At 66.8% G+C, this 15,049-nt stretch carries 15 protein-coding genes; 8 read left to right on the forward strand and 7 right to left on the reverse strand.

Annotated elements, in window-relative coordinates:
• Window positions 1–80 precede the first annotated feature (80 nt).
• The gene (locus ABD188_RS19805; protein ID WP_344066552.1) at window positions 81–425 is read right to left on the reverse strand and encodes a hypothetical protein; all 345 of its coding nucleotides are present in this window, start codon (window positions 423–425) and stop codon (window positions 81–83) included.
• Between the two features lie 161 nt (window positions 426–586).
• Window positions 587–1,333, reverse strand: a complete 747-nt coding sequence (locus tag ABD188_RS19810) for an alpha/beta hydrolase (protein ID WP_344066555.1) — start codon at window positions 1,331–1,333, stop codon at window positions 587–589.
• 414 nt (window positions 1,334–1,747) lie between these two features.
• On the opposite strand from ABD188_RS19810, the gene ABD188_RS19815 reads away from it, so the two are divergent.
• A complete protein-coding gene (locus ABD188_RS19815) occupies window positions 1,748–2,164 on the forward strand; it encodes a TIGR03668 family PPOX class F420-dependent oxidoreductase (protein WP_344066558.1) in 417 nt (138 codons plus the stop codon).
• Between the two features lie 336 nt (window positions 2,165–2,500).
• Here the strand turns inward: ABD188_RS19815 and ABD188_RS19820 are convergent, their stop codons facing one another.
• The 4 genes from ABD188_RS19820 to ABD188_RS19835 form a co-directional block, all read right to left on the reverse strand.
• Window positions 2,501–3,178: a hypothetical protein gene (locus tag ABD188_RS19820; protein WP_344066561.1), complete on the reverse strand. Its 678-nt coding sequence runs from the start codon at window positions 3,176–3,178 to the stop codon at window positions 2,501–2,503.
• A gap of 116 nt (window positions 3,179–3,294) precedes the next feature.
• Window positions 3,295–5,961 (reverse strand): winged helix-turn-helix domain-containing protein, encoded by a 2,667-nt coding sequence (locus ABD188_RS19825; RefSeq protein WP_344066564.1) that lies wholly within the window; start codon window positions 5,959–5,961, stop codon window positions 3,295–3,297.
• Between the two features lie 83 nt (window positions 5,962–6,044).
• Window positions 6,045–6,812 carry a 3-hydroxybutyrate dehydrogenase gene (locus ABD188_RS19830; protein WP_344066568.1) on the reverse strand — a complete coding sequence of 256 codons (768 nt, stop codon included), beginning with the start codon at window positions 6,810–6,812 and terminating at the stop codon, window positions 6,045–6,047.
• On the reverse strand, window positions 6,809–8,215 hold the full coding sequence (locus ABD188_RS19835) for an MFS transporter (RefSeq protein ID WP_344066570.1): 1,407 nt from the start codon (window positions 8,213–8,215) through the stop codon (window positions 6,809–6,811). Before ABD188_RS19835 ends, ABD188_RS19830 begins: the two co-directional genes overlap by 4 nt.
• Window positions 8,216–8,315: 100 nt before the next feature.
• Between ABD188_RS19835 and ABD188_RS19840 the strand changes: the two genes are divergently transcribed.
• Window positions 8,316–9,230: a LysR family transcriptional regulator gene (locus ABD188_RS19840; RefSeq protein ID WP_344066573.1), complete on the forward strand. Its 915-nt coding sequence runs from the start codon at window positions 8,316–8,318 to the stop codon at window positions 9,228–9,230.
• Between the two features lie 67 nt (window positions 9,231–9,297).
• On the forward strand, window positions 9,298–9,450 hold the full coding sequence (locus tag ABD188_RS19845) for a hypothetical protein (RefSeq protein WP_344066576.1): 153 nt from the start codon (window positions 9,298–9,300) through the stop codon (window positions 9,448–9,450).
• A gap of 50 nt (window positions 9,451–9,500) precedes the next feature.
• On the opposite strand, the gene ABD188_RS19850 is transcribed toward ABD188_RS19845, so the two are convergent.
• Complete coding sequence (locus tag ABD188_RS19850) at window positions 9,501–10,100, reverse strand: hypothetical protein (protein WP_344066579.1); 600 nt, start codon at window positions 10,098–10,100, stop codon at window positions 9,501–9,503.
• Between the two features lie 433 nt (window positions 10,101–10,533).
• Here ABD188_RS19850 and ABD188_RS19855 point away from each other — a divergent pair, with 433 nt between their 5' ends.
• From ABD188_RS19855 to ABD188_RS19875, 5 genes are all read left to right on the forward strand, one after another.
• A complete protein-coding gene (locus tag ABD188_RS19855; RefSeq protein WP_344066582.1) occupies window positions 10,534–11,121 on the forward strand; it encodes a GNAT family N-acetyltransferase in 588 nt (195 codons plus the stop codon).
• A gap of 125 nt (window positions 11,122–11,246) precedes the next feature.
• Window positions 11,247–12,212: an ABC transporter ATP-binding protein gene (locus ABD188_RS19860; RefSeq protein WP_344066585.1), complete on the forward strand. Its 966-nt coding sequence runs from the start codon at window positions 11,247–11,249 to the stop codon at window positions 12,210–12,212.
• On the forward strand, window positions 12,209–12,994 hold the full coding sequence (locus tag ABD188_RS19865) for an ABC transporter permease (protein ID WP_344066589.1): 786 nt from the start codon (window positions 12,209–12,211) through the stop codon (window positions 12,992–12,994). Before ABD188_RS19860 ends, ABD188_RS19865 begins: the two co-directional genes overlap by 4 nt.
• 15 nt (window positions 12,995–13,009) lie before the next feature.
• A complete protein-coding gene (locus ABD188_RS19870; protein WP_344066592.1) occupies window positions 13,010–14,206 on the forward strand; it encodes a sensor histidine kinase in 1,197 nt (398 codons plus the stop codon).
• The gene (locus ABD188_RS19875; RefSeq protein ID WP_344066595.1) at window positions 14,203–14,820 is read left to right on the forward strand and encodes a response regulator; all 618 of its coding nucleotides are present in this window, start codon (window positions 14,203–14,205) and stop codon (window positions 14,818–14,820) included. Before ABD188_RS19870 ends, ABD188_RS19875 begins: the two co-directional genes overlap by 4 nt.
• Window positions 14,821–15,049: the final 229 nt, after the last annotated feature.

Consider the following 15,049-nt stretch of genomic DNA (forward strand, 5'->3'; position numbering starts at 1 on the left):
GCCACCGGCGAAGCTCACGGTGGATCCGCTCGAGCCCCACCCGGGCGCGGCGCCCCCGCAACGTGTGGTTGCTCACTGGCCTAGGGCGATGCGGAGACCCAGAGCGCAACCAGCAGCAGCGAGACGGGGAGGAGGCCGGCCACCGAGGCGACGACGATCCCTCGTCGGTATCGGTGGGGAATGTGCCCCTTGGAGTGCCACCGATATTGGTCGTCGACGGATTGTTTCGCGGCGCTCAGCGTCTCGTAGGTACCGATTCCTTCTACATCGCAGTCCAGGGCGACGTAGTTTCCGTTCCCGGTCTCAACGACCGAACCAAGCTCCCGCCCGGCGCGGCGGGCGACGTACGAGCCTGGCTCGACCATGGTCCACGTCGTGGAAGCGACACCGCGGCTCGGCGCCGCGCCCCGCACAATGTTGGTCATCGGCAACCCCACCCCAGTCAGTGAGTCGACCGGGGTCTGGGGGCGACTTTGCGTGAACGATACGCCCCCGGCATCGTCGGATCAATCACTATTTCGACCGAGTACGGCGGCCGGGCGGCGCCGTGAGCACGAAGGCGACCGCGTGTGGCCGAGGGCCGGTGCTAACCGAAGGCCGATCGCTGCGCGTTGACGACGGCTGTCATAGCCGTGTCCGCATCCCTCGCGAACCGTGGAAAGTTGAGGAACCCGTGCGGCATGGCCGGGTATTCGATCAACTGAACGCCAACGCCCGCCTCGCGGAGCGCGTCTGCGTAGTTCACGCCGTCATCGTGCAGAGGGTCGTGCCCACCGACGATGACCGTCGTTGCCGGCAAACCCGCTAACGACTCGGCCTTGAGCGGCGACACTCGCCAGTCGTCGACGTCCCCGCCGTAGAGTTCGCCGAACGTGGCCATGTCCGCGGCCGTGAGAATGTACGCGTCCGCGTTCGCGCGACGGGACTCCGTCTCGCCCGCGCCGGTCGCGGGATACAGCAGGGCTTGGTGGCGGATCCGCGGGCCTCCGTTGTCTCGGGCCATCAGCGCGGCCACGGCAGCGAGATTTCCTCCGGCACTCTCCCCCATCACACCGAGCCGGTCCGCATCCGCACCGAGTTCACGGGCGTGGTGCGCGGCCCAAATCAGCATTGCGAAACAGTCGTCGACCCCGGCGGGAAACGGATGCTTCGGAGCCAGGCGATACTCGACGGACACCACGATCGCATCCAGTCCCTTCGCGACTGTGCCGCACATCCAGTCACCGCCACGCAGATCGCCATAGACGAAACCACCACCGTGGAAGTAGACGATCAGGGGGCGCGCTGTGCCAGATTCGGCCGGCTTGTAGATGCGGAGCCTGATCCCCTCCACCGTTCGATCCGCGACCGTCACACCCTTCGGGCGGCTGCCCAGCAAGATCGACGCCATCAGTTCCGGCGCACCAGCACCGCTCCTGCGCGCTATCTGCTCCGGCGTCGCCGTCGACACGGACGATCCAGGAAGACGGCGCATGACTTTGCCTACACGCCGCATCCCTGGGGCAAGAGGTTCCACGATGCCGACCCTACTGCGGGCGAACAGACACCAGCCAACGGCATCCTTGATCTGCAGGCATCCGAGATCCCGCGACCGGCCCGACCTCGCCGCGAATGGCGATTGTTGCTCGTCCCCGACGCCAGCCGCTGCGACCGCTTCGCCTGTGGAACGGATGCCGCGCGGCAGGAGGAGTGTCCTGCGAGCGCGATGTCGCGGGCAACGAGACCCAATCGAGGGGAGGATGGCTGGATGAGGTATTCCGCCGAGGAGTCCCGAAGCCTGGCGCTGGCGCAGCGGGTCGGCCGGCTGGCGACGGTGTCGGAGGGTGGCGGTCCACATCTGGTGCCCGTCACCTTCGCGGTCTCGGGGGGACTCCTGGTCGTCGGCATCGACGAGAAGCCCAAGTCCACCCTCGATCTGAAGCGGCTGAGGAACATCCGAAGAGATCCGCGAGTCGCCCTGTGCTGGGACTGGTACGACGAGGACTGGAGCCGACTGTGGTGGGTCCGGGCCGATGGGGTCGCGGCCGTGGTCGAGGATGGCTGGTCTTGGCAACAGGCATGGGGGGCGCTCAACGACAAGTACGAGCAGTACCGTCACGTCGCACATCCTGGGCCGATCATCGTGGTCGAGGTGACGAAGTGGAGCGGATGGGCGCACGGTTGACCGCACCGAACCGCCCTACCTCTGATCCATCCTCAGCGGGCTTCTGAGTTGCGTGTTCATGCTGTGCTTCTTCCGCGTCGGCTGTGATGTTCAGGGAGATCAGGGTGACGCCGAGGTCTCCGACGCGTCTGAGGAGGCCGTGCAGTGCTGCTTGGTCGACCACTTCGCCGGTGAGGGTGGTGGTTCCGTCGCTCTGATTGGTGAGGGTGAATCCTCCGAACCAGTCGCTCCAACCCTGATCAAGCCGCCCGTGCAGGCGGATCTCGTATCGGTTGGTTTCGGCATCCCCGTGAGCTGATGTGTGAGTCATCGTCGTCACGCCTCGTCGAGTCGACGTCAGCTCGCGGCAATCCGGTCTGAGTCGACCAGGGCCGGATGTGACGCATTCGTACGGCTGTTCATCCACAGTGAGTAGCCGAGCCAGACCAGGGCGAAGCCCATGGGCACCGCGGCCATGCGCTCGAGGGCGTGCGGCAGCAGGGCCGCGAGCGGGGTGACGGCGGCAGCGACGATGAGGAGGACCGCCGCCCCGCGCGAGAGCAGCCGGGCACGGATGGTGACGATGCCGAGCAGGATGGCGCCGACGACGTAGAGGATGGCGCCGACGGTGGGCAGGGCAGCGAGCGCACCGAGGTCGGTTTCGGCGGGGTAGCGTCCGAAGAGGCCGACGAAGTCGACGGCGAGCTGGGGTGCGCTGACCGCGATCAGGGGTGCGATGAGTGCCTCGGCGAAGTTGAACGAGGCCTGCAGGATGAAGAAGAGCCCGAACATCAGGTACCCGGTGAGGCCGACGAGGCCGACTTTCGGGGACTGGTACAGGTAGATGCCGGTGACGCCGATCAGGGCGAGGATCGCTTCGGCGAAGCTCAGGATGTGGACGTTCACCCACGCCTGAGTGGAGAGGGATTCGATGACGTCCGCCGGGTGGATGAACTGGATGAGGACGTAGGCGAGTCCTCCGAGCACGGCGGCGACAGCGGCCGCACGGGTGAGGGTGGTCGTAGTGATGGTCATGGCGCTTCCTTAGATGCTGGGATGTCCCGGCTGGTCGCTGGGGGACGTCCCTGAAGCTACGAAGGAAGGTGGTGACGCGACATCACCACCTGCGCCATGCGCATGGTGATTTGTCCTCAGATGAGCCCGAGTGCCTCCGCGCGGCGGACGGCGGAGGCGCGATCGTTGACCTCGAGTTTGAGGAAGATGTGCTTGGTGTGGGTGCGCATGGTGTTCAGCGAGACGTGAAGCTCACGAGCGATCTCGGGCCCCGTCAGCTGCGTTCCGAGCAGCCGAACCACGCCGAGTTCCCGTTCGCTGAGCGGGTCGGCCATCGACATCGGTGCCGCGACTGCTTGAGTATTGCGCAGTGACTGGCTGAGCATCCGGACGAAGTCGGGCCGGATGCCGGCTCCTGCGGCCGCCCTGTGCAGTTGCAGCATCGGGGCGCCTTCGTCGAGGAAGACCCGAATATAGCCCTGGGGCTCTGCCAGCGCGAGAGCTCGCTCCAACGACAGCAGGGCGGCATTCGTGTGTCCTCGAGCGTGCAGCGCGAGCGCCTGCAGAATCAGGATCTCGATCAGGCCGCCGATGCGGCCGCCTTCTTCGGCGGCGTCGGCGAGGCGCGAAAGCAACGCCACCGCTTCTTGAACGGATTTCTCATCGCCACCCGCGATGAGCAATCGGGCGAGTGTGATGTGACCGAACTCATCCAGGTAGGCGGGCTCATCCTTGCTACTCAACCCCTGCTCGGCGACCCATTCCCTGGCGTCCGCGAGACGACCTTGCGTGATCCAGATCCTGGCCCTGAGGCCGCCGATGGGACGCGCGTCAGGAAAGAACCCGCGTCGGTACTGCATGTCGGCACTGGCCAGATGATCGAGAGCAGCATCCGCATCACCCTCGGACTGGGCGAGCCCTGCCATGCCCACGGCCCAGCGGTATCGGTGTTCGTGCGAGAACGAACCAGCACCCAGTGCATCGGCCGCGGCCAGGTGTCGCGTGGCGGCGTCCAGTTCGTTGCGTTGGCGAAGCACCTCGCTGATGCCGGCGTGCAAGTCCGCGGCTGGGGGGTTGCCGTCGGCTTCGCGGATCGCCAACTCGTAGCCCGTTTGAGCTTCCGCGATCCGACCGAGCGCGAACAGCATGTCGCCTATCACCATCGTGGTGCTCAGCGCATCGAGGAGGTTGCCGGCACGGCGCAGATTGGCGGCCGACTGGCGGAATCCAAGCGTGCCGGACTCGAGGTCTCCGCGCGCCCATGAGGCCAGACCCAACATCCCCGCCGCCGCGCCGCGGCCGAGGTAATCATCGGACGCTGCGGCATCCAACGCGTGCTGAGCATGGGTTCCGATCGCCGCCGTGTCGCCCGCGGCCATCGCCAGCGCACCCCGGTAGAGCGCGATCGTGACGCGGAGGGAGCTCAGCTCGCCACCAGGCTCGGACTCGTGAGCGACACCTGCCGTCGCCGCCGCGAGTTGCTCTTCGGCGGCGGCGAGCTTCGGTTCGACCGCGGCGATATCGCCTGAGACGAGAGCGGCCCACGCCGCGAATACCTGCAGGACGGGCCGGGCATCGATCGCAGTTTGAGGCAGGAGGGCGAGCCATGCGAGCAGGGTGGCGTCCTGTCGACTCTTGCGCACGCTGGGAATCGTGGCTTCGATCATTCTCGCCGCCCGCGGGAAGTCGGAGCCGGCGAGGGCGTGCCGCACGGCCTCCTCCGGTGAGCCGTGGCGTTCGAACCAGTCGCTGGCCCGGCTCTCCAAGGCATTCACATGGTCGATGCCCTGCGCGAGGAGACGGACTTTCAGGACGTCGGCGAAGAGGTGGTGATACCGGTACCACTGCCGGTGGTCGTCGAGCGGAACGACGAACAGGTTGGCGCGCTCGAGGGCGGCGAGCATCTCGGCGCCGTCCGCGTCGCCGGTGACTGCATCGCAGAGCGACCCTGAGAGGCGATCCAGGATGGCGGTCTGGCAGAGGAATTCGCGGACGTGCAACGGGGCGCGTTCGAGGACTTCCTCGATGAGGTAGTCGATGATGTACCGGTTGCTCCCGGTGAACGCGGACACGAATTCTGAGACATCAGGACGCTCGCGCAAGGAGATGGCCGCGAGCTGCAGTCCGGCGATCCACCCCTCGGTCCGGGCCTCGAGAGCGGAGACATCGTCTGCGGAGAGCACCATCGCAGTCGCTCGAGCGAGAAACTGTGCCGCTTCTTCAGCGGTGAATCGCAGGTCGGCCGCCCGCAGTTCAGTGAGCTCATCGCGAGCTCGAAGCCGGGCCAGCGGCAGCAGCGGGTCTGATCGGCTCGCGATCGCCAGGTGCAGATTCGGCGGCGCATGGTCGAGGAGGAAGGTGACCGCATCGCAAATGGATTGGTCCTCGATCAACTGAAAGTCGTCCAATACGAGCAGTACTCGGCGTTGACTCCGCGTGGCGTCATTGACCAGCGCCGTCAGGGTGGACTCGGCAGACCTGTTGGGGTCGCTGACAGCAGCATCCGTTCCGTCGTCCTGGGCGTGGTACGCCGCGACCACATAGGAGAGGAACCGAACGGGGTCATTGTCGCTCCCATCAAGGGATACCCAGCCGACTCTGAGGTCGGAGTCGGCTCGCCGGCGTGCGTTGACCCACTCACTGAGCACTGTGGTCTTGCCGAATCCGGCGGGTGCGGAGATGAGCGTCAGCGTGTGCCCCGCCGCGAGCCCGTCGTTGAGCTTCCGGATGAGGCGGGGCCGGGACAGTCCGTGGGAGCGCGGCGGCGGAACGAAGAGCTTGGTCGCCAGAACCGGCATCGCCATGCGCTCATCCTAGGGACGCGCCGATCAGCATCACCACGTCGTCGCGAGGTGACTCGACTACTCGGCAGGTCGGCGGTCGACTCTCATCGCGCTGACCATCCCCCATCCATCGTGTAGCTCGCGCCGGTGACCATCGCCGCGTCGTCGGAGGTGAGCCAGCCCACGAGCGATGCCACTTCGTGTGGTTCCACCAGTCGCTTGATCGCACTCTCCGTGAGCAGGATCTTCTCGAGAACTTCGGATTCCGGGATGCGGTGGATGGCCGCCTGCTCGGCGAGTTGCTTCTCCACCAGCGCGGTGCGGACGTACCCCGGATTCACGCAGTTGCTCGTGACCCCGTACGGACCGCCCTCCAGTGCCGTCGTCTTGGACAAGCCCTCCAAGCCGTGTTTGGCCGTCACGTACGCGCTCTTGAACGGCGACGCGCGCAGCCCGTGCACCGAAGAGACGTTGACGACGCGACCGAACCCGCGTTCGTACATCCCAGGCAAGACGGCTCGAATGAGAAGGAACGGCGCCTCGAGCATCAATCTCAGGATGAATCGGAAGGCTTCCGGGTCGAAGTCCTGGATCGCGTCGAGGCGCTGAATGCCGGCGTTGTTGACGAGGATGTCGATCTTGCTCAGACCTGCGGTGAAGGTGTCGTCCGCCAGGACATCGCGGTCGGCGAGATCGACGATCCATGGCGTGCCTTCGAGCTCTCTCGCGAGCGCCTCTGCCGCCGCCGCATCACGGTCCGCGACGATCACGTGGGCGCCCCGGCCGGCCAGCTCGCGCGCGATCGCGGCGCCGATTCCGGCGCCCCCACCGGTGACCAGAGCGCGACGACCCCGCAGGGTCGGGGCGGTCACGAACGTACACCTGCGGCGGGTGTGGGCAGCGCGAACCGCACGGCGTCGGCCTCGTCGACCGCGCGCAGCGAGGCGCCCTTGGTCTCCCGCAGGGTGATGACCGCCACGAGGGTCACCGCGCACGCACCGGCGACATACAGCGCCACCGGGAGCCAGGAGTCGTATCGCTGCAACAGCGCTGCCGCGATGATCGGCGCGAGCGAGCCCGCCACGATGGAGGTGACCTGGTAGCCCAGAGACACGCCGGAGTACCGCATCCGGGTCGGGAAAAGCTCGGCCATGATCGCGGGCTGGCCGGCGTACATCAGCGCGTGGAAGCACAATCCGATCGTCACCGCGAGCACGATCAGCACCGGGTTCAGCGTGTCGAACATGGGGAAGGCGAAGAATGCCCACGTAGCGCCCAGCACCGCTCCAGCGAAGTAGACGGGTTTGCGGCCGATGCGGTCGCACAGGCGACCGACCGGCGGGATGACCACGAAGTGCGCGGCGTGCGCGATCAGCAGGGCCAACAGCAACTGGCTGGTGTCGTACTGGTGCACAGTGACCAGGTACACGATCGAGAAGCTGACGATGATGTAGTACAGGATGTTCTCGGCGAACCGCAGTCCCATCGCCTTCAGAACGCCCTTCGGGTAACGGCGCACAACCTCGAAGACGCCGTAGCTGACCGCCTTCTCCGCCTCGACCTTCGCGCGGGTCTCGAGGAAGATCGGGGCCTCAGTGACGTGTTTGCGGATGTAGTAGCCCACCGCGACGATCAGGGCCGACAGCCAGAACGCGACGCGCCATCCCCAAGCCAGGAACTGGTCAGCCGGCAGCAGCCACGACATCGCCAGGAGCACCAGGGTGGCCAGCAGATTGCCGACCGGCACCGCAGCCTGCGGCCAGCTGGACCAGAACGCGCGGGATCGGTTCGGGCTCTGCTCGGCCACCAGCAGCACCGCGCCGCCCCACTCGCCGCCGATCGCGAAGCCCTGGATGAAGCGCAGCCCAACCAGAAGCGCGGGAGCCCAGTAGCCGATCGTTCCGAAGCCCGGCAGACATCCGATCAAGAAGGTCGCCACGCCGATCAAGATGATCGTCACCTGCAGAGTGTGCTTGCGGCCGAAACGGTCCCCGATCTGACCGAAGACGATTCCACCGATCGGTCGGGCGATGAAACCGACGGCGTAGGTGACGAACGCCGCGATGATCCCGTCGAGCGGAGTAGCGGCATTCGGGAAGAACACTGCACCGAAGACCAAGCTCGCCGCCGTGGCGTAAAGGAAGAACTCATACCACTCGACAACCGTGCCGATCATCGAAGCCGCGACGATCCGCTTCAGGCCCGACTTCGCCGAATGTTCTGCGGCATCCGCGTGAGGTGCGTGATGAGTGCGGACTCGTTGGTCGCCGGTCATGGTTCTCCTTATGGGTCGTCGTTGACTCTGATGAGTAAAGGCGCACAACCAATGATTTGCAATGCACAGATCGGTACACACGGGTATGCAGAATTGCAGAATGACTGTTGATCCGCAGGACCTCCTGCTGCTCCTCGCCGTGGCGCGCACCGGTCGATACACCAGCGCGGCGGCGACGCTGGGCGTGAACCACACGACGGTAGCCCGACGCGTCGCAGCGCTTGAGAAAGCTTTGGGCGGTCGCGTGCTGGCGCGCACTGCGGGAGGGTGGGAACTGACCGAACTGGGCCGCAGAGCCGCGTCGGCCGCGGAGGGGGTCGAATCGGCAATGGCCGTCCTCGAGTCATCAGGCACGGAGACCGCGGCTCTGACCGGAGTGGTCAGGATGTCGGCGACCGACGGATTCAGCGCCTTCGTTGCGGCGCCGGCGGTCGCCGCTTTGCAGCGTCACAACCCGCTCCTGCAGGTGGAGCTGGTCACCGTGACCCGGCGGGCGCTGCAGCAGCGCTCGGGCCTCGATATCGAAGTGGTAGTGGGGCGGCCGCAGGTGCATCGTGCCGAAGCCTTGCTGCTTGCCGCGTACGAGCTCGGCATGTACGGGTCGCGCGAATACCTCGCCGCGCACGGCACACCGGCCGACCTTGTCGAACTCGCCACGCATCGGCTCGTCTACTTCATCGACTCGATGCTGATGGTTGACGACCTTGACGCGCCCAGGCGACTCGTCCCGACAATGCGCGATTCACTCACGTCCACGAATGTCTTCGTCCACGTCGAAGCCACGCGGGCCGGAGCCGGAATCGGTCTGCTGCCCTGCTTCGTAGCCGACCGTCATCCCGACTTGGTGCGTGTGCTGCCAGACGAGATCGCAGAGCGACTCAGCTACTGGATGGTGGTTCGGCGCGAATCGCTCGATCGCCCGGCAGTCGCCGCCGTGATACAGGCGGTCAGGCGCCGCGTGGCCGAGATGGAACCCGAGCTCTTGGGCCGACGGGATCTGCGACCGACGTCATGAAGTATCGGCGCGTCGGGGTCGGGTTGTGCGCGGAACGTCGACTCGTGGAATCGACCAGACTCGGCTCATGATGTTCACACGCATGCGGATCGGGGCGGTGATCCGGGTGCCGCCGCTCGCGGATGTCTGGGACTTCCTGAGCGAACCGGCGTTCACCCAATGCCGCGGGCACCATCCCGATACTCGTACCCGAGGAAGCCGAGTGCCCGCGGGAGCGTGACCGCGACAATCGGGTGAAGGTCCGCCGGATCGCGTCGACCGTGCTATCGGCTAGACAGTGACGGGGACATCCGCGCCCACGCGGACATCCGCCTCATCCCGCGTCGTGCCCACAAGCCGTGCCGTGTCCGACACTGCGGCGGTGAGCAGGGCGACGAGTCGTTCGTCAGGGTCCACGCCGCAGGCTCGCGCGATCCCATCCACGGCGCCGGTCACGATATCGCGGCACTGCCGCACAGTCATGCCCGGGCGGCCCGGACCGACTTTCTTCATGAACCGGATGGCCCAGGCATCGGCGGCGGGCGCTGCGCGAAGGGCGGCCTCGGCCAGTTCCCACGACTCGTCGGCGAGCTCGTCGTCCCGTTCCGCGAGGACGATCATGGCCACATGCACCCCCACCGCCAGGGACCATTGGCGCTCCTCCGCGGCGATTGGCAGGGCGGCGCTGGCAGCTCGCACGGCAAGCATGACGTCGAGCAGCGGGTCGTCGCTCGTCAGACCGATCACTGACGGGATGAGCGGCGTGAGCCTCGCTCGGCCGGCTTCGCTCGTCAGGTCGTTCACCATCCGTGCGAGATGCGCGAGCGTGCCGTGCGTACATGCAGGATGGTCGCTCCAACGCTCCCCCGCGAGGTACGACGCGAATTCCATGAAGCAGGCTCCGCGCCGTGGCGAGCGGTGCCTGCCCGGGGAGAGAATCGGCATAACATCCGGGTGAGCCATCCAGTCGCGCATGTGATCTCCCTTCTCCTTCCACTGTGCGCCTACCCCATCCGCTATTCAAGTACCTCGGCCGGATGTCCGTAGCCAAGGGTCTGTCGGGATCATGCGCTTGGCTCGCGATCACCCTCGTGCGAGACGTGATCCTCTCGCTGACGGAATGAGCTACACCATGATCCCGGGTGAGGCGCTGGCGGCACGAAGGATCCCTCTCCTCGCCGGGCCCGACTCGGGCACCATCGGGCGCGCTCGACCAGGATGCTGATGTGCCCGTGAGGGAAGGTTTGGGATGGAGGTCGAGATAGCACGACTCTGAATCCCTGTCGTGTCGGGGTGCCGTAGCTGGCTGGTGCATGATTGCTCTGTGTCTCAGGCGACGTTGCAGACCGACAGGATCCGACTGGTCCCCCTGGGTGATGAGCATTTGGAACTCGAGGTGGAGTTGGACTCCGACCCAGAGGTGATGCGCTACCTGACCGGCGACGCTCGCACTCGCGCCCAGGTTGAAAAGGCTCACGGACTCCGGCTCGCGACCGCAGAGGCCGTCTCGGGGCTCGGCTTCTGGGTCGGGTTCGTCGAAGACGAGTTCGTCGGTTGGTGGCTGTTGCAGCCTGCCGGTTGGGGAGAGGAGACTCTCCTCCCGGGCCAGGCAGAGTTGGGTTACCGGCTGCTGCGGCGACACTGGGGCAAGGGGCTGGCCACCGAGGGCGCACGGGAGCTGGTGCGTCATTCTTTCCAGGATCTCGAGATGCAACGTGTCTTCGCCCTCACCCTGGCAGTGAACGAACGATCCCGGGCAACGATGGCCTCAGTAGGCCTTCAGTACATCCGGACCTTCCACGAAGACGACGACGATCGCGACGGCAGCGAACTCGGCGCCGTTGAATACGCGCTCACTCGAGACCAATGGGAGTCAACGCACCGAGGGCGCGACGCCCTCGGTGTGACCTAACCGCCCGCGAAGTGGTGCACCCGGAGCGCGTGCCCGCATCCTATGGCTGTGCCTGACAGATGTCATGGTGAGGTCGTGACTCACGGCCGAGGCAGCGCGGCGCCCCGCGAGCGAGCCTGGTGGACATGCACAACACACCCTCTACCCTGCTCCCCCGGCCCGCACGCACTCCATCCAGCGCGAACGGTGGTGTCGCCGCGGTCGAGATCACGAACTTGACCAAGTCCTACGGTGCCGTGCGGGCAGTTGACGACCTCACGATGCGTGTCGAGCCTGGTGAGATCGTCGCGGTCCTCGGCCCGAACGGCGCCGGCAAGTCGACCACGAATGAGATGATCCTTGGTTTGGCGAAGCCCGACGCAGGCTCCGTTTCGGTTTTCGGACTCGAGCCGCTCGACGCTGTGCGTTCCGGACGGATCGGCGCGATGATCCAGGCCGGCGCACTGCTCTCCGACGCCCGAGTGATCGACGTCCTCACGCTGATGTCGGGTCTGCACGCGCAGCCGCTCCCGGTGCCCGAGGTAGTCGAGCGAGCAGACCTCGGCGGGTTTCTGAAGACGAGGACGGACCGGCTCTCCGGGGGCCAGGCCCAGCGTCTGCGGTATGCCCTCGCACTGCTGCCCGACCCCGACCTGCTCGTACTCGACGAGCCGACAGTGGGGATGGACGTCCAGGCCCGCCGCAATTTCTGGCGTTCGATGCGAGAGTTCGCCGACGCCGGGCGCACAGTGCTGTTCGCCACCCATTACCTCGAGGAGGCTGACGACGTCGCAGAGCGGATCATCGTCCTCGCGGCGGGCCGGTGCGTGGCACAGGGCACCGGTGACGAGATCCGGTCGCGCGCCGCGGGGCGCACGATCACCCTGGCCGCCGTCGGCCTCGCGTCAGCCGACCTGAGCGGGCTGCCGGGCGTCGTCGCGCTGGAGAGGGTCGGCGCCCGCTGGCACCTGCACAGCACAGACTCCGACCGCACCCTGCGCGCCCTGCTTCCCGACGATCGCGTCCGCGACGTCGAGGTCAACGCAGTCAAGCTCGAGGACGCCTTCCTCGCCCTAACCACCCTTCATGTCAGACACGGAGAGACCTCATGACCACTATCCCTGCCCGACGCTCGACGATCCAATCGACCGGGTTGCCGCCGGCGCTCCACTACGCATTGCACAGTGCGGTGCTTACTGCCAAGAACGTCAGCTTCGTGCTCTTCACCGTCATCATGCCGGTGACCTTGTATCTCGTCTTCTCGGCCATGTACGGCGAGTCAGACGGCGGGCTGGCCTCCGCGATGATCATGGTCTCGATGGCCGCATACGGTAGCCTCGGGGCCGCGATGAGCGGGGGCGCACAGCTCGCGCTCGAGCGCCGGTCCGGCTGGTTCCGGCAGCTGATGATCACGAGTGTTCCACCGCGCGTCTTCCTGTGGGCGCGGGCGGCGGTGACCATGCTGCTCGTGCTTCCGGCGTTGCTCCTCGTCTTCGTCGCCGGCGGATCGCTCGGCGGGGTCACCGCCACCGTCAGCCAGTGGCTTGCCTCGCTCGCCCTGCTGTGGCTCGGCCTCCTCCCGATGACGGTGCTCGGCATGGTCGTCGGAGTGTGGGTCAAAGCGGAGGCGGTCCAGGGTGTGACGACCATGCTTCTTCTTGCCCTGTCGCTGCTCGGCGGTCTGTGGTTCCCGGTCGAGGCCATGCCGCCGGCCATGAAGGCCGTGGCGCCCCTGTTCCCCACGTACTGGCTGGGCGAACTCGGCCGATTCCCGTTTCTGCCGGACGCGATCTTCCCGTCGGGTGCGATCTTGGCGCTGGCCGCCTGGTCGTTGGTCCTGACAGTCGTCGGTGCGCTCGGCTATCGTCGAGCCGCAGCCACCAGCAAACGCTGAGCGGGAGGAGGTGCCATGGCTCGATCATTCCTCAGCGGCCTGTTACGGCCCGCGCCGTTCGCGCGGAGCGACGACCGCGACACCGCGCCGTGGGCGCTCTCCGGCAGTCCGACCGACCTGCCGTATCGCTGGCGGGGAGTACGACCCAACCTGCTTCTGACGTACCTGGTCGGCGTCGTCTTCCTTGTCTTCGCGTTCCCGACCATCACCGATGGGGTGGGTTCAATCGGGCTCGCCCTCAGGATCGGCTATCTGGCGCTGCTCGCGGTGCTCTACGTCGGAGCAGCGTGGACAGCCGACAGGTCCCTCCGGCTGCGCTGGTGGTACGTCGCGGCGTTGACTGCCTTCGTTGTCAGCGGAGCGCTGCTGTGGGGCTGGGAGTTCGCCAACTTCGGCGTCTTCCCGGCCGTCTTGATGGCCACCCTCATCCCGTGGCATCAGTCCCGTCTAGCGGTGGTCGGTTGGGCGATGGTCCTGAGTCTGGCTGCGTTGCTCGGTCGACAATGGATGCCGGTCCTCATCGCCGCGCTCTCCCTCGGCATAGGGCTCGGGATAGCGGGTTGGATCGAGAGCAGCCGGGTCAGGCGCCTGCTCGAGCAGAGTCAAGCCAGGGTCCAAACCCTCACCGTAGGCGCAGAGCGGGCGCGGATCAGCCGAGATCTGCACGACATCCTCGGCCACTCGCTTACTGCCATCACGATCAAGTCGTCGCTGGCCGCGCGCCTTGCCGACACGTCACCGGAGGCGGCGAAGGAGCAGATGGCTGCAGTCGAGGCGATCGCCCGCCAAGCTCTGGCCGACGTGCGGGCCACGGTTTCCGGCCTGACCGAGATCCGGCTCGCCACCGAGATCGCCAGCGGCCGCTCTGTGCTACTTGCGGCCGGCATCGATGCTCGCACGCCCCAGGCGCTGCCGACACTGTCCGACGGTGTCAGCGAGCTGTTCGGATACGTGGTCCGCGAGTCGGTGACCAACGTCGTCCGGCACGCGGAGGCGACGCAGTGCGTGATCGAGGTCGACGAGCACTCCGTCGAGGTGCGGGACGACGGCGTCGGACTCGACACCGACCGGTCCGGTCGCGGGCTCACCGGGCTCCGCGAACGAGTCGTCGAAGCCGGCGGTGTCCTGGAGATCGCGGCCGCGCCGGGGCGCGGCACTTCGGTCCGCGCCGCCCTCGCCGCATCCTCTCGACCGATCGGGGAAACTGCGTGATCCGCGTGCTCGTGGCTGACGACCAGGCGATCATCGCCGAGGCGCTCGCGGCGCTCCTGCGCACCGAGTCCGACCTCGAGGTGGTCGCTCTTGCCCACAGCGCAGCCGACTCAGTTCGCCGAGCGTCCGACGTGCGTCCGGACGTCGTGCTGATGGACGTGCAGATGCCCGGCACGGCCGATTGCAAGGACGGCATCGAAGCAACCGCGGCCATCGTCGCCGCCCAACCGGCGACGAGGGTGATCGTCTTGACCACCTTCGGCCGTCCCGGCTACCTGCGACGCGCCATGGAGGCGGGAGCTGTCGGATTCATGGTCAAGGACGCCTCGGCCGACCGGCTCGTGGATGCCATCCGGCGCGTCTCCGCGGGTATGCGCGTCGTCGACCCCGCGCTGGCTGCCGCCAGTCTGAGCATCGGACCATCCCCGCTCACCGAGCGCGAGACTGAGGTATTGGCGGCCGCCACCGGAGGCGTATCGACAGCCGCCATCGCCGCGGCGACCTTCCTCAGCGAGGGCACGGTACGCAATCATCTATCGGCCGCCATCGGCAAGCTCGGCGCCGTCTCGCGGGCTGAGGCCGTCCGGATCGCGACCGAGAACGGCTGGCTGTGAACCGCATGGGCTAAAGCGTTCGTGTGGCATTCCTCTGCGGGCAGTGCACGGATCGCGGACCTCGACGGGCGGCCGTAGCTCGTTTCTTTACGCGGAGTTGGATTGCGCGGACCCGCGCCGGGGCGGCCGCGGCTGCCTTTTCGGCTCGGTCGGTGCGCGCGATGTCCGTCGGCAGGGCGCGGCAGTGCGGCCCCGATCCGCTCGCGGGCTGCGGCTGAGATTCCGCGCT

The sequence above is a fragment of the Microbacterium pumilum genome (assembly GCF_039530225.1).
GTDB lineage: Bacteria > Actinomycetota > Actinomycetes > Actinomycetales > Microbacteriaceae > Microbacterium > Microbacterium pumilum.